General features: G+C 70.6%; 19 protein-coding genes and 1 tRNA gene. 7 read left to right on the top strand and 13 right to left on the bottom strand.

Features of this window, described 5'->3' with window-relative positions; all coding sequences use genetic code 11:
* Nucleotides 1-112: 112 nt before the first annotated feature.
* The 7 genes from pknB to AB0J93_RS12725 form a co-directional block, all read right to left on the bottom strand.
* On the bottom strand, nt 113-1,939 hold the full coding sequence (gene pknB / locus AB0J93_RS12755; protein ID WP_363921179.1) for a Stk1 family PASTA domain-containing Ser/Thr kinase: 1,827 nt from the start codon (nt 1,937-1,939) through the stop codon (nt 113-115).
* Nucleotides 1,936-3,318, bottom strand: coding sequence for a protein kinase (locus tag AB0J93_RS12750; protein WP_363921177.1), 1,383 nt, complete (start codon nt 3,316-3,318; stop codon nt 1,936-1,938). The genes pknB and AB0J93_RS12750 overlap by 4 nt, the downstream gene beginning before the upstream one ends.
* 1 nt (nt 3,319) lies before the next feature.
* Nucleotides 3,320-4,825 (bottom strand): penicillin-binding protein 2, encoded by a 1,506-nt coding sequence (locus AB0J93_RS12745; protein WP_363921175.1) that lies wholly within the window; start codon nt 4,823-4,825, stop codon nt 3,320-3,322.
* Nucleotides 4,822-6,246: an FtsW/RodA/SpoVE family cell cycle protein gene (locus AB0J93_RS12740; protein WP_363921539.1), complete on the bottom strand. Its 1,425-nt coding sequence runs from the start codon at nt 6,244-6,246 to the stop codon at nt 4,822-4,824. The genes AB0J93_RS12745 and AB0J93_RS12740 overlap by 4 nt, the downstream gene beginning before the upstream one ends.
* 89 nt (nt 6,247-6,335) lie before the next feature.
* A complete protein-coding gene (locus AB0J93_RS12735; RefSeq protein ID WP_363921173.1) occupies nt 6,336-7,808 on the bottom strand; it encodes a protein phosphatase 2C domain-containing protein in 1,473 nt (490 codons plus the stop codon).
* On the bottom strand, nt 7,805-8,293 hold the full coding sequence (locus tag AB0J93_RS12730) for an FHA domain-containing protein (RefSeq protein ID WP_111242783.1): 489 nt from the start codon (nt 8,291-8,293) through the stop codon (nt 7,805-7,807). Before AB0J93_RS12730 ends, AB0J93_RS12735 begins: the two co-directional genes overlap by 4 nt.
* Before the next feature lie 6 nt (nt 8,294-8,299).
* Nucleotides 8,300-9,109 carry a DUF3662 and FHA domain-containing protein gene (locus AB0J93_RS12725; RefSeq protein WP_363921170.1) on the bottom strand — a complete coding sequence of 270 codons (810 nt, stop codon included), beginning with the start codon at nt 9,107-9,109 and terminating at the stop codon, nt 8,300-8,302.
* Between the two features lie 229 nt (nt 9,110-9,338).
* Here AB0J93_RS12725 and AB0J93_RS12720 point away from each other — a divergent pair.
* The 3 genes from AB0J93_RS12720 (at nt 9,339) to AB0J93_RS12710 (ending at nt 11,398) form a co-directional block, all read left to right on the top strand.
* Nucleotides 9,339-9,424 (top strand) — tRNA-Leu (locus tag AB0J93_RS12720).
* Nucleotides 9,425-9,488: 64 nt separating this feature from the next.
* A complete protein-coding gene (locus AB0J93_RS12715) occupies nt 9,489-10,604 on the top strand; it encodes an NAD-dependent epimerase/dehydratase family protein (RefSeq protein WP_363921168.1) in 1,116 nt (371 codons plus the stop codon).
* Nucleotides 10,601-11,398, top strand: a complete 798-nt coding sequence (locus tag AB0J93_RS12710; RefSeq protein WP_363921166.1) for a WecB/TagA/CpsF family glycosyltransferase — start codon at nt 10,601-10,603, stop codon at nt 11,396-11,398. Before AB0J93_RS12715 ends, AB0J93_RS12710 begins: the two co-directional genes overlap by 4 nt.
* Nucleotides 11,399-11,454: 56 nt before the next feature.
* Here AB0J93_RS12710 and AB0J93_RS12705 read toward each other — a convergent pair whose 3' ends face one another.
* The gene (locus AB0J93_RS12705; protein ID WP_363921164.1) at nt 11,455-13,329 is read right to left on the bottom strand and encodes a S8 family serine peptidase; all 1,875 of its coding nucleotides are present in this window, start codon (nt 13,327-13,329) and stop codon (nt 11,455-11,457) included.
* 220 nt (nt 13,330-13,549) lie between these two features.
* Between AB0J93_RS12705 and AB0J93_RS12700 the strand changes: the two genes are divergently transcribed.
* On the top strand, nt 13,550-14,152 hold the full coding sequence (locus AB0J93_RS12700; RefSeq protein ID WP_363921162.1) for a hypothetical protein: 603 nt from the start codon (nt 13,550-13,552) through the stop codon (nt 14,150-14,152).
* On the opposite strand, the gene AB0J93_RS12695 is transcribed toward AB0J93_RS12700, so the two are convergent.
* The 3 genes from AB0J93_RS12695 to AB0J93_RS12685 form a co-directional block, all read right to left on the bottom strand.
* Nucleotides 14,117-14,521: a hypothetical protein gene (locus AB0J93_RS12695; RefSeq protein WP_363921160.1), complete on the bottom strand. Its 405-nt coding sequence runs from the start codon at nt 14,519-14,521 to the stop codon at nt 14,117-14,119. The two genes, AB0J93_RS12700 and AB0J93_RS12695, sit on opposite strands and share 36 nt — an antisense overlap.
* Nucleotides 14,522-14,728: 207 nt before the next feature.
* Entirely contained in the window at nt 14,729-14,950 is a 222-nt protein-coding gene (locus AB0J93_RS12690; protein WP_363921157.1) for a DUF397 domain-containing protein, read from the bottom strand.
* Nucleotides 14,920-15,801 (bottom strand): helix-turn-helix transcriptional regulator, encoded by an 882-nt coding sequence (locus AB0J93_RS12685; RefSeq protein ID WP_363921155.1) that lies wholly within the window; start codon nt 15,799-15,801, stop codon nt 14,920-14,922. Before AB0J93_RS12685 ends, AB0J93_RS12690 begins: the two co-directional genes overlap by 31 nt.
* Before the next feature lie 455 nt (nt 15,802-16,256).
* Here AB0J93_RS12685 and AB0J93_RS12680 point away from each other — a divergent pair, with 455 nt between their 5' ends.
* On the top strand, nt 16,257-16,544 hold the full coding sequence (locus tag AB0J93_RS12680) for a hypothetical protein (RefSeq protein ID WP_093409209.1): 288 nt from the start codon (nt 16,257-16,259) through the stop codon (nt 16,542-16,544).
* Nucleotides 16,545-16,679: 135 nt separating this feature from the next.
* A complete protein-coding gene (locus tag AB0J93_RS12675) occupies nt 16,680-17,120 on the top strand; it encodes a hypothetical protein (RefSeq protein WP_363921153.1) in 441 nt (146 codons plus the stop codon).
* A 9-nt stretch (nt 17,121-17,129) separates the two neighbouring features.
* Here AB0J93_RS12675 and AB0J93_RS12670 read toward each other — a convergent pair whose 3' ends face one another.
* Nucleotides 17,130-18,089: a PASTA domain-containing protein gene (locus tag AB0J93_RS12670; RefSeq protein WP_363921151.1), complete on the bottom strand. Its 960-nt coding sequence runs from the start codon at nt 18,087-18,089 to the stop codon at nt 17,130-17,132.
* Between the two features lie 99 nt (nt 18,090-18,188).
* On the bottom strand, nt 18,189-18,878 hold the full coding sequence (locus AB0J93_RS12665) for a PASTA domain-containing protein (protein ID WP_363921149.1): 690 nt from the start codon (nt 18,876-18,878) through the stop codon (nt 18,189-18,191).
* Nucleotides 18,879-18,999: 121 nt separating this feature from the next.
* On the opposite strand from AB0J93_RS12665, the gene AB0J93_RS12660 reads away from it, so the two are divergent.
* On the top strand, nt 19,000-20,472 hold the full coding sequence (locus AB0J93_RS12660) for a hypothetical protein (RefSeq protein WP_363921147.1): 1,473 nt from the start codon (nt 19,000-19,002) through the stop codon (nt 20,470-20,472).
* Nucleotides 20,473-20,478 lie beyond the last annotated feature (6 nt).

Below are 20,478 nucleotides of genomic sequence, written 5' to 3'. Positions count from 1 at the left end.
TGCGGTGATGCGGTCGCCACGATCTGTGACGCGCCAATATCATCACGGCGAGGAGCATCCGTCAAGATACTTAAATATTCGGATGAAGCTAGGCGTCCTGAGACCTGTCCCGTCACTCTCTGGACAGGCGGAACGGCGGGGTCGGCAGGACGGACCCGCCTCCGCCTCCGCTGTCGTCATCGTCGTCGGGCGGCGGCGTGGTGGGAGCGCCGGTGGTCGGCGGGGTCTGGGACGGCGGGTCCGGGTCCTCCGGCTCCTCGACCGACACGATGATCTTCACCGTGCTGCCCTTGGTCCGCTCGGTATTGCCGTTCGGGCTCTGGTCGACCACCCGCCCGGCCTGATCGGCGGGAACCTCGTCACCGAGTTCGACGTCGTGCTTGAAACCGGCGCGTTCCAGGGTCCGCTTCGCCTCCGCCTCGGAAAGGCCGACGACCGACGGCACCGTCCCCACATTGCCCTTCGAGACGGTGAGGACGACCTCGGTGCCCTCGGCAACCTTCTCCCCGCCATCCGGGGAGACCTTCAGCACCTGCCCCTCGGGCGCCGCGTTGTTGGCCTCCTCGACCTCCACCTTGAGGTTGAGGTTCTTGAGCTGGGTCTCCGCGCTCTCGCGGGTGCTGCCGACAAGGCCGCGCGGGATTTCCACCTCGGGCTTGCCGCCGCAGATGCGTACGGTCACCGTGCTGTTCGGTGCCGCACGCTCACCGGGGGGTGGGGACTGGTTGGTGACCGTCCCCTCCTTGCAGTCCGAGGTGAACTCCTGCTCGCCGAGCGCAGGCACCAAGCCGTCCCGCTCGATCTGGGCGAACGCGTCCGCCTGACTCAGCCCGGTGACCGTCGGCACCGCGACGTCCTGCGGCTCGTCGCGCTGGTTCAGCAGGAGGGCAGCGACCAGGGCGATCACCGCGAGCACGCCGAGCGCGGCGAACGTGGCGATCAGCCAGGACGACGCCTTGCGCTGGCGCGGATCGCCCACCCGGGCTGGAATCTGCCGGGTCTGCGTCGCGCCCGCCGACGGGTAGCCCGGGTGACCGGCCGCGGCCATCGCCACGGTCTCGTCCTCGCGCATCACCGGGGTCGCCAGCACCGGCCGGCCGGCTGCCGCCCGGAGCAGGTCGGCTCGCATCTCCCCGGCGCTCTGGTAGCGGTTCAGCGGGTTCTTCGACAGTGCCTTGAGCACGATCGCGTCGACCGCCGGGTTGACGTCCGGGTTGAGGTCGCTCGGGGTCGGCGGAGCCTCCCGCACATGCTGATAGGCGACACTGACCGGGCTGTCGCCGACGAACGGCGGATGCCCGCAGAGCAACTCGAAGAGCACACAGCCGGCGGCGTACACATCGGAGCGGGCGTCGACCGCCTCGCCGCGCGCCTGCTCCGGGGAGAGGTACTGCGCGGTGCCGATGACCGCGCTGGTCTGCGTCATCGTGGTGGCACCGCTGGCCAGCGCCCGGGCGATGCCGAAGTCCATCACCTTGACCTGGCCGGTCTGGGTGAGCATGACGTTGCCCGGCTTGATGTCGCGGTGGATGATGCCGTGCCGGTGGCTGAAGTCCAACGCGGCGCAGATGTCGGCGGAGATCTCCAGTGCCCGCCGGGGCTGCAACCGGCCCTCCGCGCCGAGCACCTCCTTCAGCGTGCGCCCGTTCACGAACTCCATCACGATGAACGGAAGCGTCTCGCCGGTTGGCGCCTGCTCCTCGCCGGTGTCGTAGACGGCGACGATCGCCGGGTGGTTGAGGGAGGCGGCGTTCTGCGCCTCCCGCCGGAAACGCATCTGGAAGGTGGCGTCGCGGGCCAGGTCGGCGCGGAGCATCTTGATCGCGACGTCCCGGCCGAGCCGCAGGTCACGACCGCGATGCACCTCGGCCATGCCGCCGTACCCGAGCAGCTCGCCGACCTGGTACCTGCCACCGAGCAGGCGGGCCTGCGCTGTCATCGCGTCTGTCGTCCTTCGCTCGTCGTCGTCACGTCGCCGCCCAGTCGGGGCTGATCCAGTCGACGGTACGCCGTATCGACCAGATCGTCTCGCCCGTCAGGCCGCAGCGCGTCGGACGTCACCGTTGGCACGGAAGCTCCACCCGGCGTGCCCGCGCCGATGTTGTTCCGCAGTTGGTAGGAAATCACGCCGGAGCAGATGAGGACCAGTGCGCCCAACATGATGGCCAGGAAGACCATCCCGGATCGTGACCGTCGGGGTACCGGCCGTGACGATCCGGGCTGCGGAGCGTACCCGGGCGGAACCGTGGCCGCGCCGCGCGGGTAGCCGGCGGCGGCCGGCGCCACCGCGGTGGGACGGTGCGCGGCCACCGGCGGCCGGGCCTGCGGGTGGGTCGGCGGCGGTCGATGCCCCACGGCCTGCGGGTGCGCGGGGGCCGGGGAATGCGGGGCCGCGACCGGACGCGGTGGCTGCGGCGGCGGAACCTGCGCGCGGCCCGGTGCCGGCGAGGCCGGCGCTGCGGAGATCGGTGCGGCCTGCCCACCGGCTCGGGCCTGCCGGGACAGCGCGGTCTTCAACTGTCGCGCCGCACCGGCCAGCGCGGCGGCACTCGGCCAGCGCCCCTTCGGATCCTTCGCCAACGCCCGCTCGACCAGCGCGCGGACCTGGGGCGGGATGTCGGAGGGCAGCGGCCGGGGCGTCTCCCGGACGTGCCGCATCGCGATGTCGAGGGGGTTGTCACCCTCGAAGGGCCGCCGGCCGGCGAGGCACTGGTAGGCGACCACGCCGAGCGCGTAGACGTCGGAGGCGGGCGTGGCGACCTGGCCGGTGGCCTGCTCCGGCGAGATGTACGAGGCGGTGCCGAGCACCGAACCGGCCGCGGTGAGCTGCCCGACCAGGTCCGACCGGGCAATGCCGAAGTCGGTGAGCACCAGCGTGCCGTTGGGGCGGACCAGCAGGTTGCCGGGCTTCACGTCCCGGTGCACGATGCCCTTCACGTGGGCGGCGTGCAGCGCGTCAGCGGCCTGGGCGACGAGCGCCATGGTCCGCGCCGGAGTGAGCCGGCCGACGCGGCTAAGCGTGGCCGAGAGGGGGTCGCCCTCGACGTACTCCATCACCAGGAAAGCGATGTGCTGGTCGTTGCCGAAGTCGTAGACGTCGACCACGCCCGGGTGGTTGATCGTGGCCATGGTGCGGGCCTCGCCGCGGAACCGCTCGGCGAACCCGGGCTCGTCCAGCAACGCCGGGAGCAGGCTCTTGACCGCCACCGTACGACCGAGCACCTGGTCGGTGCCGCGCCAGACGTCACCCATGCCGCCGCTGGCGATCCGCTCGTCGAGGCGGTAGCGGTTACCGAGTTGCACACCCGGACTGAGCATGTCACCGCCCTCCGGGTTCGGCGATGGCGGCCCGCATGATCTGACCGGCGATCCGGGCGGCCTCGGCGCTGCCGCCGTCGCCGCCGTTCTCCAACAGGACACAGACGGCCGAGACCGGCTTGTCGTCCTTGTCCAGCGCGAAGCCGATGAACCAGGAGTGCGGCGGGACGCCGGGCGCGACGTCGGCGGTGCCGGTCTTGCCGCCGACGGTGTAGCCGTTGATCCGGGCGTTACGACCGGTGCCGTTCTGCACCACGCTTACCATCATGTCCCGCAGGTCGGCGGCGACCTGACCGCTCACCGGCCGGCGCAGCTCGCGCGGGTTGGCGGTGTCGTAGACGGTGGTGCGGTCCGGTGCCAGCAGCTGACGCACCAGGTACGGCCGCATCTGGCTGCCGCCGTTGGCCACTGCTGCGGCGATCATGGCGCCCTGCAACGGGGTCATCCGCACGTCACGCTGCCCGATGGAGGACTGTGCCAGCGCTGCCGGGTCGGCACCGCCGTCCGGGTTCTCCATGCTGCCCGTCTGGCTGGCCGCCACGCTCAGGCCGCCCTCGCCGAGCCGGCCGACGGTCAGGTCCTCCTGCTCGAACCCGAACTGCCGGGCCTTCTCCTTGAGCACGTCCGGGCCGAGCTGGCCACCGAGCTTCGCGAACCCGGTGTTGCAGGATTCGGTGACCGCGCTCATCAGGGTCACCTGGGACTCGGGGCAGATCGACGGCGCGGCGTTGCGGATCGGCTCGCCGGAGGTGGGCGGGGTGTAGCTCGAACCGGCCGGGATGTTCGTCTCCTTGGTGATCCCGTTTTCCAGCGCGGCCGCAGCCACCACGATCTTGAAGGTGGAGCCCGGCGGCAGCACCTCGCCGAGCGCCCGGTTCCGCAGCGGCCGTCCCGCCTCCTGTTCGAGCCGGTTGTACGCGGCGGTCGCCTCGTTGGTGTCATGGCTGGACAGCGGGTTCGGATCGAAGCTGGGGATGGAGACCAGTGCCTGCACCGCCCCGGTGGCCGGGTCGAGGGCGATCGCCGCACCCTTGGTCGACCCGACGTTGTTGCCGCGCAACTCGTCGTACGCGGTGTCCTGGGCCCGCTTCGACAGGGTCAGCAGCACGTTGCCACCGGCGGTGGTGTCGCCGGTGACCATGTCCCGCAGCCGGTTGACGATGAGCTGGTCGCTGGTGCCGGCGAGGAAGTCGTTCTCGGCGCGCTCCAGGCCAGTGGCGGAGCCGTTGACCGGCTCGTACCCGAGCACGTGGGCGTACTTCGCGCCGCCCGGGTAGGTGCGCAGGTACTTCAGCTCGCCGTCGGTCTCCTTGCTGACCGCCAGGGCGGTGCCGCCGGCCTCGATGTTGCCGCGCTTGCGGTCGTACTTGGCGACCTGGACCCGACCGTTGTAGTCGCTGGTGCGGTACTCGTCGGCCTTGTACGCCTGGATCCAGTTCAGGTTGGCGAAGAGCAGACCGAACAGGACGATGACGACCACACCGACCCGGCGCAGGGGTGCGTTCACGGCTTGATCACCTCCGTGGGGGCACCGTGCAGTTGCTCGGGCGGACCGGAGGGGCGGGTCACCTTGCCACCGGCGCCGTCGACCGGCCGGCGGCCGGCGTCGGAGACGCGCAGCAGCACCGCGATGAGCAGCCAGTTCGCCATCAGCGAGGAGCCACCGGCGGAGAGGAACGGCGTGGTCTGACCGGTGAGCGGGATGAGCTTGCTGATCCCGCCGACGATCACGAAGACCTGGAGCGCGAGGGTGAAGGCCAGACCACCGGCGAGCAGCTTGCCGAACGAGTCCCGGACCGCCAGGGCGGCCCGCAGGCCCCGCTCGACGATGAGCAGGTAGATCACCAGTAGCGCGGAGAGGCCGAAGAGGCCGATCTCCTCACCGATGCCGGCGAAGATGAAGTCGTTCTGCACCTCCGGCAGCAGCAGCGGCTGACCGCCGCCCGGCCCGGCACCGAACAGCCCACCGGAGCCGAGGGCGAGCAGTCCCTGCACCAGCTGGTAGCCGTCGTCGTACGGCTCGGCGAACGGGTCGAGCCAGATCTCCGCCCGCAGGTAGAAGTTCGCGAACGGACCGCCCACCGCCTCGCCGAGCACATACGCGAGGTAGGCACCGCCGAAGAAGAGGACCAGGCCGATGAGCAGCCAGCTGACCCGTTCGGTGGCGATGTACACCGTGGCCACGAACATGCCGAAGTAGAGCAGCGAGGTGCCCAGGTCCTTCTCGAAGACGAGGACCAGCAGGCTGATCACCCAGACCACGAGCACCGGGCCGAGGTCGCGGCCGCGCGGGAAGTCGATGCCGAGGAACCGGTGACTCGCCAGCGACAGCACCTCACGCTTGCGCACCAGGTAGTAGGCGAAGAAGACAAGCAGGGCGAGCTTGGCGAACTCGCCGGGCTGGATCGAGAAACTGCCGATGCGTACCCAGAGCTTCGCGCCGTTGATCTCGGAGATGCTGGCCGGTAGCACCGCCGGCAGCATGACCAGCACGATGCCCGCCAGACCCAGGGTGTACGCGTACCGGGAGATCGACCGGTGGTCGCGCATCAGCGCCAGCAGCCCGGCGGCGAGGACCACCGAGATCAGCGTCCAGGCGAGCTGCCGACCGCCGATGCCGGCGAAGATGGCCAGGTCGGCCCGTTCCTCGGGGGCCGCCTTGGCGAGGTCGAGCCGGCGGAGGAAGCCGACTCCCAGCCCGTTGAGCAGGGCCACCGCCGGCAGCAGCGCCGGATCGGCGAAGGGCGCCAGGAACCGGATCACCAGGTGCATGCCGAGGAAGACCGCGGTGAGCGTGGCGGCCGGCACCCAGAAGCCCGGGGTGACCGTGTCGAGCACGTTCGCCTCGACCATCGCCCCGTACGCGGCGACCAGCGCCATGGCCAGCAGCAGCAGCGACAGTTCGGCGTTGCGCCGGGACCGGGCCATGCGTACGCCGGGTCGCTCGCCCGCGGTCGCGGGCGAGGATGCCGGGGTGGCCGGTGCGGTCACGATCGTCCTCGGGTGGGGGCCGGTGCCTACTCGGGCGACCGGCAGGCCGCCGGATCGACCGTGGGCGTGAAGGTGTCGACGGGCGGCGCGTCGGGGGTGCTGTCCGGTGCGGCGACGGAGCCGGTCGGCGTGACCGTGGCTCCGGCGCGCGACGACGGCGAGACGCTGCCCACCTGGCTGGGTGAGCCGGCCGGGACGCTCGGCGATCCCGCCGGGGCGCTCGGCGTCGGGGACGGCGAACCCGCCAACGAGGGCGTCGGGCTCGGAGTCGGCGGACAGATCGGCTTGAGGTTCACGTTTGTCGGGCTGTCCATCGTCAGCTCGGCCAGCCGCCGTTCCGCGTCCGGCTCGCTCTTGGCCGGGATGCCCTGTTTGACCTGCTCCTGCGCGGCCAGGGTGAGGTCGTCCAACTGGGCACTGCTCTCGGAGTGCACGCTGGAGAGATCCATCCCGGCGATCTGGCCCTGGATGCCACGGAACACGGCCACCTGGCCGTTCTCTGTCGCGCCCACGTAGTACTGGCGCTGCGTGTAGCTCCAACCGGCGAACACCCCACCGCCGACGATCACCAGCAGTGCGGTCGTCATCGCGAGCGCCCGCAGTGGGCGCCGTCGCGCCTCGGGCTCGTCGTCGTTGTTGGCGGCGGAGTCGTCAGGCGTCGCCGGCCGGGGCGCGGAGAGCGCCGAGGCACGAGCCGCCGGAGTGGAGACGTCCGCCGAGGTGGCCATCCCCCGGTCTTGGGCCGCCGCACCGCCGACGATCGGCGCCGCCTCGACGATGTCCCGGTCGGTGGCGTCGGCGATGATCACGGTGATGTTGTCCGGACCGCCGCCGCGCAGGGCGAGCTGGACGAGCCGTTCGACGCACTGCTGCGGGTCGGCGTACTCCCGCATGGTCTCGCCGATGGTCTCCGCGCTCACCACGCCGGAGAGCCCGTCGGAGCAGATCAGATACCGATCGCCTGGCAGCACCTGCCGGACCGAGTACTCCGGGTCGATGTCGCGGCCGTCCAGGGCCCGGGTGAGCAACGAGCGCTGCGGGTGGCTGCTCGCCTCCTCCGGGCTGATCCGGCCCTCGTCGACGAGCATCTGGACGTAGGTGTCGTCCTTGGTGATCTGCGCGAACTCTCCGTCGCGCAGAAGATAGGCCCGCGAGTCGCCGATGTGGACCATGCCCAGCTTGCTGCCGGAGAACAGGGTCGCGGTCAGCGTGGTGCCCATCCCCTCCAACTGGGGGTTGGCCTCCACCGTCTCGCGGAGTTGCTGGTTGGCGGTGCCTACCGCGGAACGGAGCGCGTCGACCAGGGCGTTGCCCGGGACGTCCTCGTCCAGCGGCGCCATGGCACCGATGACGATGTTGCTGGCGACGTCACCGGCGGCCATGCCGCCCATGCCGTCGGCAACGGCGAGTAGCCGCGGCCCGGCGTAGACGGAGTCCTGATTACCGTCTCGGATCAGACCGCGGTCGCTGTGGGCCGCATAGCGCAGGGTCAGAGTCATGGCCGTAATTCGAGAGAGGTGCGGCCGATCCGGATCGGCACGCCGAGGGGGACGGGGGTCGGTCCGGTGACCTTAGCGCGATCCAGGTACGTCCCGTTAGTCGAACCCAGGTCCTCGACGAACCACTGTCCATCGCGCGGCACGAGCCGGGCGTGTCGCGCGGACGCGTAATCGTCGGTGATGACGAGGGTGGAGTCCTCGGCACGACCGATCGTTATCTGCGCCTCACCCAACGTGATCCGAGTGCCGGCCAGCTGACCTGCGGTCACCACCAGTTGGTGCGCCGCCCGCCCCCGCTTCACCTTCGCCGGCTTCGCCGTCGCCTGTCCGGTCGACGCGCCCACCGCCCGGGGCGCGGCCACCAGTCGACCCGACCGGGCCCCTGCGAAGAGGTCCCGGCGGATGACGCCGACCACCGTGAACACGAAGATCCACAGCAGGACGAGGAATCCGAACCGGGCAACGGTGATAACGAGTTCCGGCAAGGCGGATCAGCCGTCCACGCGGAAGGTCAGAGTGGTCGTACCGAGCTGGATCATGTCACCGGGGTTCAACGCCACGGCGGAGACCCGCTGGCCGTTGACCATGGTGCCGTTGGTCGAGCCGAGATCGGTCAGCACGACCTGCCCACCGTCGAAGTCCAGCCGGGCGTGTCGCCGGGAGATGCCGACGTCCGGCAGGCGCAGGTTGGCCTGGTCGCCACGACCGATCACGGTCGAGCCCATCTGTAGCGGATAGGTGCGGCCGTCGCCGGAGACCAGCCGGATGTTGCGTCCGGCGCCGTGCCCCGGCGGCGGGCCGTAGCCACCACCCTGGTCATAGGACGGGTAGCCGGGCGGACCGGCGTCGTATCCGGGCGGACCGGCGTCATAGCCGGGCGCCGAAACCGGGGCGACCTCGCCACCGGTGTAGACCTCCGCGGTGACCCGGAACATACCGGTGTCCAGTCCTTCACCGCGCTCGATCTCGACGATCACGTCCCCGTAGACCGTCCAGGCCTGCTCGCCGATGAACTCCGCCTGCGACTGGGCCAGCTCCTGGGCCAGCGCGGCGGCGTACGGTGCCAGCCGACTGTGGTCGTACGGGGAGAGATCGATCACGTAGCGGTTGGGCACCAACGTGCGCCCACCAGCCAGGATGGCCTTGTGTGCCTCGGCCTCCCGCTGCATGGCGTTGAGGATCTCCACGGGGTGGACCACCCCTTTGAAGACCTTGGCGAAAGCCCCTTCGACCAGGCCTTCCAGACGCTTCTCGAAGCGTTGCAGCACGCTCACCGGCTCCTCCTCGGGTCCCGAGGACATGATGGTATCCGTCCAGAGCGCACGCAGCTCACACGCCGCTCGGCCGGCAGGCCGCGGCCCGTTCGGACGGCTTCTGATTGTCGTGCTACTCTTTCGTCCGCCACGAACGGTAACCGCTGCGAGCAGCGAAAGCCATTCGCGGCAGCAGACCAAGGTCACGTAGTATGGCCGAGGCCCGCCGGTCGCCGGCGGTGTCCGGCCCGGGCCACGTTTACTGAGGTCAGGCCACGGGGAAGTGGCGGAATGGCAGACGCGCACGGTTCAGGTCCGTGTGTCCGAAAGGACGTGGGGGTTCAACTCCCCCCTTCCCCACCACACACGAGGGCTCCGCGGAATGCGGGGCCCTCGCTCCGTATCAGGGCGTGCCGGACGTCACGCTATGCTCCGATGGTTTCTGCCTCCGACGCACCAGGAGTGGCATGTGAGTGTCGCATTCGTGACCGGGTCGGGCGGGCTGATCGGCTCCGAGGCGGTCCGGCACTTCGCCGGCCTCGGTCTCGACGTCGTCGGCATCGACAACGACATGCGGCAGGAGTTCTTCGGCGCGGAGGCGTCCACCGCGTGGAACGTCCGCCGGCTGACCGACGAGCTGGGTGAGGCGTACTCCCACCACAGCATCGACATCCGGGACCGGGCGGCGCTCGGCGCGCTGTTCGGCCGGTACGGCCGGGACGTGGCAGTGGTGATCCACACTGCCGCGCAGCCCTCGCACGACTGGGCGGTGCGTGACCCGTTCACCGACTTCGACGTCAACGCCGCAGGCACCCTGAACGTCCTCCAGAACGTCCGGGAACACTGCATCGACGCCCCGGTCATCCACTGCTCCACAAACAAGGTCTACGGCGACCGGCCCAACAGCCTGCCTCTGGTGGAGTTGGAGACCCGCTGGGAGATCGAGCCGGGCCACCCGTACGAGCAGGGCATCCGGGAGGACATGTCGATCGACGCGTGCCTGCACTCGATCTTCGGTGCCTCCAAGGTCGCGGCGGACGTCATGGTGCAGGAGTACGGCCGCTACTTCGGCATGAACACGGCCTGTTTCCGGGGCGGGACGCTGACCGGGCCGGCGCACTCGGCGACCGAGTTGCACGGCTTCCTCGGCTACGTGATGCGGGCGAACATGGAGCGCCGCACCTACAAGATCTTCGGCTACCAGGGCAAGCAGGTCCGCGATGCCATCCACAGCTCGGACGTGGTCTCCGCGTTCGAGGCGTTCTTCCGCAACCCTCGCTCGGCCGCCGTCTACAACCTCGGCGGCGGTCGGCACTCGAACACCTCCAACCGGGAGGCGTTCACACTGGCCGAGCAGATCACCGGCCAGGAGATGATCACCGAGTACGTCGAGGCCAACCGGATCGGCGACCACAAGTGGTGGATCGGCTCCAACGAGGCGTTCCAGGCCGACTACCCGGACTGGAAGCAGGTGTACGACGTACCAATGATCATGCGAGAGATCTACGAGGCCAACGTGGACAAGTGGGTGCCGGGAGCATGACCAAGAAGAACGTGCTCGGTGTCCTGGTCGATGCGACCGACTACGCCGAGGCCACCGAGCAGGTGGTGGCCGCCGCGCAGGAACGCCGCCCGTTGGCGCTCACCGCGCTGGCCGTGCACGGCGTGATGACCGGCGTGCTGGACCGGGCACACAACGCCCGGCTCAACTCCTTCGACGTGGTTACTCCGGACGGTCAGCCAGTGCGCTGGGCGCTGAACCTGCTGCACGGCGCCGGGCTCACCGATCGGGTCTACGGTCCGACGCTGACCCTGCACGTGCTGTCCCGCTTCGCCGACGAGGGGCTGCCGGTCTACCTGTACGGTTCGACCGAGGAGACCCTCGCCCGGTTGATTCCGGCGCTGGAGCGGATGTTCCCGGCCCTGAAGATCGCCGGAGTGGAGGCGTCCAAGTTCCGCGGTGTGCAGCCGGGCGAGGACGTCGACATCGCCGAGCGGATCAAGGCCAGTGGTGCCCGGCTGGTCCTGGTCGGGCTCGGCTGCCCCCGGCAGGAGATCTTCACGTACGCGATGCGCCCGCTGCTGGACATGCCGCTGATGGCGGTCGGCGCGGCGTTCGACTATCACGCGGGGCTGCTGCGTCAGCCGCCGCCGTGGATGCAGCGCGCCGGGCTGGAGTGGTTCTGGCGTCTCGGCCTGGAGCCCAAGCGCCTGTGGCGGCGCTACGTGATCCTGAACCCCGCGTACCTGGGTCGCCTGTTCGCGCAGAAGACCGGGCTGTGGAAGGCCCGGCCGCCCGCGCCGGCCACCGAACGGCCGACCGAGTTCGCGGTCTGACCCGGCACGGCAGACAGGCCCCGGCGTAGCGCCGGGGCCCGTCCTCGTACCGGACGTCAGAGGGTCAGCGTCCAGGTGTTGATGTAGCCGGTGTCACCGCCGTAGACGTCGCGGACCTGGAGACGCCAGGTGCCGTTCGCCGCCTCACTGGACAGGTTCCCCGTGTAGGTGGTGTTCACGTTGTCCGTGCCGTCGAAGATGCTGCTGTTCTTCAGCCGGTAGGACGAACCGTCCGGGGCGAGCAGGTCGATGACCAGGTCGCCGCGGTAGGTGTGCACGATGTTCACCGCGACGGTGGAGCTCGACGAGGCGTTCCGGTTGCAGCCGGAGATCGTGATCGAGCTGGTCACCGCCGAGCCCGAGTCCGGAATCGGCACGTCGGTGCCGTTGGTCCCGGAGCAGCCGCCGCCGCTGCCGCCGGTCACCGTCAGCGAGTACGTCGCGCTCCTGGTGCCGGAGGCCGCGGTGCCGGTGACGGTCACGGTGTACGTGCCGGCCGGCGTGCTGGCCGAGGTGCTGATGGTCAGCGTGGACGATCCACCGGAGGTGACGGTGGCCGGGCTGAACGAGGCGGTCGCCCCGGACGGCAGGCCGCTGGCCGACAGACTCACCGACTGGGCGGAGCCGTTGGTGGTCGCGGTGGACACGGTGGCGCTCGCCGAGCTACCCGCCGTGACCGAGCCGGAGGTCGGCGACACCGAGACCGAGAAGTCGTTTGTCGGTGGCGGGGTGCTGCCGTTGACCACGTAGAGCAGCTGGTTCGGGGTTCCCGTGCCGACGTTCGAGATCACGTTCGGGGTGGCGTTGTTTACCAGGTAGTCCCGGACCTGCTGGGGCGTCCAGGACGGGGTGGCCGCGAGGACCAGGGCCGCGACACCGGCGACGTGCGGCGAAGCCATCGAGGTGCCGCTGATGGTGTTCGTCGCGGTGTTGCTGGTGTGCCAGGCGGAGGTGATGCTCACCCCCGGGGCGAGGATGTCCACGCAGGTGCCGTAGTTGGAGAAGCTGGCGGCGGCGTCGTTGCTCTGGGTGGCACCGACGGTGATCGCCGCTGCGGCCCGGGCCGGCGAGTAGTTGCAGGCGTTCTGCCGCTGGCCGAGCGCGTTGCCGTTGCCGGCGGCCACCGCGTACGTGACACCGGAGTTGATGGAGTTGATGACCGCGTTGTCGACCGAGGTGTTCGCCCCACCGCCGAGGCTCATGTTGGCCACGGCCGGCTTCACCGCGTTGGCGGTGACCCAGTCGATGCCGGCGATGACACCGGCGTTGGTGCCGCTGCCGGAGCAGTTGAGCACCTTGACCGCCACCAGGCGGGTCGCCTTGGCCACGCCGTACGCCGAGCCACCGACCGTGCCCGCCACGTGCGTGCCGTGACCGTTGCAGTCGGTGTTGTTGGAGTCGACCGTGTTGGTGCCCCAGGTCGCCCGACCGCCGAAGTCCGAGTGGGTGGTTCGGATGCCGGTGTCGATGACGTACGAGGTCACGTTCGTGGCCGTGTTGGGGTACGTGTACGAGCTGTTGAGCGGCAGGTTCCGCTGGTCGATCCGGTCCAGGCCCCAGGACGGGGGGTTCGTCTGGGTACCCGCGAGGGAAACGACGTGGTTCTGTTCGACGTACGCGACGGCCGGGTCCGCCGCGATCCGTGCCGCGGCCCGCGCGCTGACGCGCAGCTCGGCGCCACGGACGGCCGCGCTGTAGGTCCGGGCCGTGGCACCGCCGTGCCGGCGCAGCAGCCGGTCCACGGAGGATCCGACGGCCGTACGACTGACTTCGCTGTCCTTGAACACGACGATGTAGCTGCCTTCGACGGCGGTCGCGCCGCCGGCGCTTCGGATGGTGCCGACCGGCTCGGCCGCCATGGCCGGCGTGGCCGCCGCCACCATGGCCAGCGTGGCCAGCCCGACGAGCACGGATCTCTGTGGAAGAGCCATCTTCCTACCTCCCTCCGATCGGCACCGAACGTCCACCTGCTCGTGGCAGATTGATCGATGAATGCCGATCACGGTGAGGGTAGTTGGATGTGTGCGGACAGTTAAACATGCCGGATTCCTCATAACACTGGCGAGATGGTTCCCCTACGGGGACGGGTACGGGACGAACGGGGGGTGGGCCCGGATTCGGCGAGCCGGAATTCGGGCAAGGCTGATGGACATGCAGAGCCATCTCGCCCTCCTGCTTCCGGTCGCCGCCGTCTGGTGGACCGCCGGCTTTCTCGCGGACGGGCTACCCCGCCTGAGCCAGGCTCGTGAGCTGCGTCAGCACACCGGCAGGCTGCTCGCGCTGACGCTGACCGGGCTCGGTCTGACGGTGGCTCTGCCGATCGCCGGGCTGGTCACCGTCGGGCCGACCCTGGCGGATCGAGCCGCCGACGGGCTGGCGCTCGCCGCCGTACCCGCCCTGCTGGTGGCCGGCTGCACGGTGCGCCGACTGCGCCGGTTGTGGGCCGGAGCCGGCACACTGGCCGTCGCCTCCAACACACCGGCCCCACACGGACTGCGTGCCGCCGCCGCCCACCCGCTGATCGGACTGCCGTTGCAAGTGACCGGTCTGGCGCTGCTACCGGCCGTGATCGCGGCGAGCGGTGCGGGCCAGTTCCTCGGGCCCTCGGCAACCGGGCCGGCGATCACCATCGCGGCGCTGGCCGTCGCGTCGATCGGCGTACGCCACGCGTTGCGACACAACCGGTTCGCCGAGCGGGCCATGCCCGAGCGGGTGTCGTCACCGCGCCCGGCCGCTGGCGCCCTGCACGTATAGCAGTTCCAGGATCGCCCTGGTCGCCTCGAACCAGCGGTCGAGCCAGCCGGGTGGCGGCACGCTGCCCTTCGGCGGCAACTCCATCAGCAGGCCACGCAGCAGCGGATGGTCCACGAGGGAACCGTCGTCGACCGTCGACCAGCCACCGGCCGGGAAGGACGGCTCGGTCAGCGGATTCGGATCCAGCGACGGCAGGGTGAGCGGCGACGGCGGCTCCGTCGTCGCCGGGGTCTCCCGGCCCGCGTGCTCGGTCTCCGCCGACACCACCTCGGTCAGCACGGTGTCCCGCCGGGCCCCGCGATACTTGCCGCCGAACCGTTCCGGCTTTCCCGGTCCATTGGTGAGGTTCTCCGACCCGATACTCGTCATCCGTCTCGCCTGCCTCGCTCGGTTACCCGCCCTGCCGGGGGGATGTCGACCAGCGCGTACCGAGAGGTACAACGACACGGGCAGGATGTGGCGACGGCAGCCGGCGGAGCACGCGTCCGATACCCCGCCCACCGCGGCCGGGTCACGACAGCGGATCCCCGCTCGGCCAGCGGCCGAACGGGGATCCGTCGTCACCATCCCCGGGCGTCAGGCCCGGGGGAACGCGCCGTCCCTGGTGCTGGCGACGAAAGCGTGCCAGTCACCCGGCGCGAAGACCAGGGCCGGTCCGGCCTTGTCCTTCGAGTCCCGGACGCCGACCGCCCCGGTCACGTACGCCACCTCAACGCAGTTGTCACAGTTCGGCCCGCTCTTCGAGCTCTTGAACCATGTCGCCTGCGTCAGGTTTCCGGAGAATCCTTGCGTCGCCACTTCCACAACGGCTCCTCTGCCAGTCTCGCGATGTACTCGACGGACTCCTCCGGACGTTTGGCCGCTGCTCGAATGTGATCGAAGATGAAGCTGTACTTCTGTAGTTCGTCGCTCTTCTCCAGGAAGAGCCCACCCGTGGCGTTCTCCGCGTACACGACATCCGGATCACCGGGTTCGGGGAAGCTGAGGATCGTGAAGGTGCCGTCCATGCCGGCGTGCGCCCCCACCTCGAACGGCAGGACCTGAAGCGTCACGTTCGGCAGCTGTGCCACCTCCACCAACCGGCTGAGCTGGTCACGCATGACCGCATCCCCGCCCACCGGACGGCTCAACACCGCCTCATCGAGCACCACCCACAGATCGACCGGATCATCCTGGGTCAACAACGACTGACGACCGAGTCGGACACGCACCCGTTGCTGTACCTGCTCCGGACTGAAGTCGGGGCGGGCCGCGCGAATCATCGCGCTGGCGTAGTCCTCGGTCTCCAGCAGCCCCGGCACCACCTGCTGCTCGTACGCACGAATCGAACTGGCCGCCGCCTCCAGGCCCACGTACGCCCCGACCAGCACCGTGCTGTAGGGATGCCACCAGCCCTTCTGCCGGGCCTCGCGGGCGATCTGCACCAGCTCGTCGCTCTCGGCGCCGACCACTCCGTAGATCCGGAGCATGTCCCGAACGTCGCGGGGAGTCGCGGTGGTGTGGCCCGTCTCGATACGCGAAATCTTGGAAGCCGAGCATTCCAACTGCTCTGCCACGACCTCGATGGTGATCCCGGCGGCCTCACGCTGGCGGCGCAGTTCTGCGCCGAGCCGGCGCCGCCGGATGGTCGGGCTGCGCCGCTCGCTCACCGTGTCACCTCTCCGCTTCGACGCGCCGCTCTGACCGCCCGCCCACGGCGCGATCCTCTCGGCGAACGTTCGCGGCGTGGGGTGGTCCCGGTCCTCGGCCGGCCGCGGCGGGCGAAACCGGCTCTCAGTGTGCCGCCCGGGTGGCGGCGCGTTCAAGCGCCGTTTCGCGCGAGCCGCTCACGTATCGGCAAAAGTCGACGTGCAACTTGCATGAAGCACACTCCTGATGCACTCTGTCCGTATGACCCGGGTTACTGACCGTCTCCGATCCGTCTCCACGAGTGATCAACGTTGTGGAGAAGTGGGTCACCCGGGAGGAGCTCCGCCACCAGCAGCTCCGCACTGACGGCAACGACACCGGCCCCGGCCCCCGAGACACGACCTCGTCGCCGGAGCCAGCAAACCCCCCATCCTTGCCGGCCCTTCCCCGCCGGCCGACCCTTCCAGGAGCCCATGTGCTTCCCCGCTCCGGTGACGTACTGCACGTGACACGCGCGGCGAGTGTCCAGTTCCTCAGACCCATCCTGTTCCGGGTGATCCGGGTGCTCGACCGGCCCACCTACGACGGCTGGCTCTGGCTCGAAGGCTACGAGTTGAACGCGGCGGGGGACGCAGTCAACCGTCGGTCGATCTTCGTCCAACGGGCCGGGCTGCGGCAGGTCCAGGCCGCCCCGCAGCCGCGTCCACACACCGTACGCTCGGCCCGCCGGCCGGCCGTACGGACGCCGGTTCGGGTGCACTGAGCATCACCGACTGCACTGAGCATCACCGACGTCAGGTGAAAAGGATTCGGGGGGTATGCCGCCGACATAGAATCGGTATGCCCACCCCGGCATGTCTCCACCCCGCGCCTCCCGGACCCCGAACCTGGGATGGCCATGGTCACTATGTCCGCGCGGGAGCCACGTCGGTCCCGTATCGCCCACACCTTCGGACTCCTGGCGCTTCTCGGTGCCGTCACCACCCTGGTGGTGCTGGGCCGAGATCCCGCCCTGTCGTCCACCCGGCTGGCCGAGCCCGTACCGGCCCCGGAGATCACTGTCGTGGAGAGCGAGCCGGTCGAGCCGGACGTCATATCCGACGGCGTCTGGGACGCCTTCGCCTACGACGGCTTCTTCGACCGACCGGCCGACGGCCCGGCGGAGTCCGACGGCGACTCGGAGCACTCTTACCCCGCTGAACAGAACGCGCCAGCCAGGGCCACGGGTGGTCACACCCGGGAGGAACTCAGCCGCTCGCTGTTCTGGTCGGGGGTGTTCGGGCTGGCGATCTCCCTCGCCGGTCTCGGGCTGGTCGGCACCAGACGCCGCATGTGGTGACTCGGGCGATCACCCCGTGGGGCTCGCCGTGGCGGTCGGCTCGGTGGTCGGCTCATCCGTCGTCGGCGAGGGACTCGGGCTGGCCGCGGCGACCACCAACCGGACCTCGTCGCCCGCCTCCACCAACTCGCCGGCCTCCGGGTCGGTGGCGATGACGGTCCCCTCCGGCTGGCCCGACGGGCGGTACTCCACCCGATAGTCGAGGTCGAGCCCGTCCAGCGCCGCCCGCGCCGCAGCCTCCGGCAGACCCACCAGCGGCGGCACCGGCACCTCGACCGGCGCGGCACTCGTCGTCGGTGCTGGTGACGGGGACGCCGTGGTCGGCGACGGCGACGCCGTGGTCGGCGGGGCCTGGGTGGTTGGCGAGGGCGACTCCGACGCCGGCCCGTCGTCGTCCAGCCCTTGGCGGGCCAGCCAGAACCCGCCCCCGATCAGGCCGAGCAGAAGCAGCAGCAGGACGCCCCAGAGGATCGGCAGCCACCACGGTCGGCCCGGCTGCTCGTCGGCGTACCAGTCGCCGCCGGCCAGTTCGCGGTCCACGCCCGGCCGCACCGACGGCACCTCCGCGCGCCCCGACCAGGCCGCCGGCCCGGAGCGATGAGTCGGCGGCAGCGGCGCGGTCGCGTCCACCGGCCCGCCAGCCGCGCGATCCATCGGCGCGGTTTCATCCGGCGTACGCCCGAGCGGCGCCGTCTCGTCCGGCGTACGCGCCGACTCTGCGGCCGCGCGATCCATCGGCGCGGTTTCATCCGGCGTACGCCCGAGCGGCGCGGTCTCGTCCGGCGCACGCCCCGGCGGCGTCGCGTCGGCCGGAATCCTCGGCTCGCCGGCTGACCGCTCCATCGGCGCGGTCTCGTCGGGAGCCCGCTTCAGCGGCGCGGTCTCGTCCGGGTTGTCGTCGGACGGCGGGATCGGGCGGGTCCGGTCGTCCGGTTGCCCGTCGGTCGGCTCCTGGCGGTCGTCGCTCACGGCACGTCCTTTCCGCCGACCGGGCGGGCAACAGGCCCCTCGACGGTCAACCTAGCGGTTCTGCCGGTCATCGGCCGGCATCAGCGTGTCGGGTGCACGTCACGGTGCCGGAGCGCTCGCGTCCGCAGTCGGCGGCGTGCCGCACCAGATCTGGACCACGTCGTTCCACCTGCCGACCGTTCCGCCCGGCGGTTGCTGCGACGTGACCGTGCCGGAGCGTCCGTTGGGATAGCGAGGCGAGAATCCGTCGTCGACGAGTTCGTCCCTCGCCTCGTTGCACGCCTCACCGATCAGGTCCGGCACCTCGTTCGGCGGAGCGGCCCCAGCTACGTTGATCTTGACGGTGACCCCGCGCCGAACCGGCGTACCCGGGGCCGGGTCGGTGCTTCTCACGCTGGAACTGTCACCACTGCCGAAGACGAGTTGCCAGCCCAGGCCCAGGTCCCGCAGTTCCTCCCTGGCCTCCTCGAAGTCCGCGCCGACCAGGTCCGGGACGGTGAGTCCGGTCGGCCGCGACGGGCTGGGGCTGTTGCTCGGCGTGGTCGCGGTGTTCGGCGTCGGCCGCTCCCGCGGCGGCGAGGTCCGCACCGTCGGGCTGGGGATGGGAGTACCGGTGGCGCCGGACGACACCGGGCCGGGTCGTACCTGATCGCCAGCGAGCACCCAGCCCCCGGCCGCACCGATGATCGCGAGCAGTACGGCGGCGGCTGCGCCGCCGATGATCAGCCTCGTCCGGCCCGGGTCGGTGTCACCGCGCCCCGGCTGCCCGTCCGTGGTCCCGTCCGTCATCCCGCCCACCGCCTCATCACCCGCGACCGTAGCGACCGGGGCCAAGCACTGTCCGTAACCGTTGCCGGTCGATGCCACGCACGACTCGCCGCACCGACCACAGGACGTTACGCTGCCCCGCATGGCCAGACAGGGCTGGGGAGGATCGATCGCCACGGCGGCCGGCGTGGCAGCCGGTGCCGGTGCCGCCCAACTGGGCTTCGGATACGGTCTGGGCATTCTCAACTGGGCACCCAATGAGGCGTCCGCCGGCACGGCGGCCTGGGTGGCGAGCCTGATCTGGGCGACCTGGATCGCCGCCACGTCGACCATCTTCGGCGCGGTCTGCGCCCAACGGCTGCACGACCGCCGTCGGGCCGGTTCCCCGTCGGACACCCCGGCGGTGGTCGGCGGGTCGCCCGCGACCGGTGCCCCGGTTCCGCCGTCCGATACCGCAGCGGCGGCCGGCGACCCGGTTCCGCCCGCCGGTGAACCGCCGTCCGCCACCGCCAGGCAGACCGGTGGCGGGCTGTGGGGAGTTGCGCTGGCCGTCTCCGCCGGCCTGGGCGCGCTGATCACGGTGTTGCTGGTCGCCGTGCCGGCACGGGTCGCGGTGGTACCCGACACGCCGTCCCCTCGGGACATGGCCGCCATGTACGCGGCAGTCGGCGTGCTGATCGGAACGCTGGTGGCCGTCTGGGCGCTGCGGTGCCGCGCCGCCGCCACCAACGTCATCGCCACCGCCGGTTGGCTCTGGCTGCTCGCGGTCATCGCCGTGGTCGATTCGGTACTAGCCGGCCGCGGGCTGACGACCGCCCAACTCGGCATCTGGCAACTCAGCTCGGACAGCGACCAGTTCTGGGTCCGGGACTACTTCTACTGGCCCGGGGCGGTCCTGTCGCTCGGTTCGGCACTGGTGATCGGTGCGCTGGCCGCCCGCAGCGGGGTCCGCGCGACCGATCGACGGGTCGGCGCCACCGCCTCGGGTGCCGCCGGACCGCTGCTCGTGGCCATCGCGTACTTCCTCGCCGTACCGAGGCTCACGGCGATCAGCCCGGAACAGGTGTCCGCTCATCTCACCGCCCCGTACGCGGTGATCGTCGGCATCGGCGGGTCGGTCCTGGTGGCGGCGCTGGCCCAGCGATCGGCCCGGCTGGCGGCGCGCCGGTCAAATGGCCCCGACGCGGCCCCGGTGGTGCCTCGGCAACGGGTCGGTGACGAGGACCGGTTCACGCCCGGGTCCACGACGGATGTCGAGCGGTCCACGCCGGGTGCCGAGCGGTCCACACCGGGTGCCGAGCGGTCCGCGCCGGGTGCCGAGCGGTCCGCGCCGGGTGCCAACCGGCTCGACGAGACGGTAGCCGGCGAGGTGACGACCACCCGGAAGGAAACCGCACCGGGGGGAAGCACATCGCGACCGGTGGCGGTCAAGCCGGCAACACCGAAACCCGCACCGAAACCGGCAGGACCGAAGCCCACGGCAGTGAAGCCGGACGGGTCGGCGGAGGTGGGTGAAAACACCCCCAGCACCTCGCTGCCCGACGCGTCGTCCGGCAGCGACGAGACGCCCGAGGGCGGTGGCCGCCGTGGCCGTCCCCAGCGGCGAGGTCGCTAGTCTGGA

Source organism: Micromonospora sp. NPDC049374, from assembly GCF_040677165.1.
In the GTDB taxonomy this organism is placed as follows: domain Bacteria; phylum Actinomycetota; class Actinomycetes; order Mycobacteriales; family Micromonosporaceae; genus Micromonospora.
Note: the sequence above shows the minus strand (reverse complement) of the source record. Positions and strands in the feature narration are given on the sequence as shown.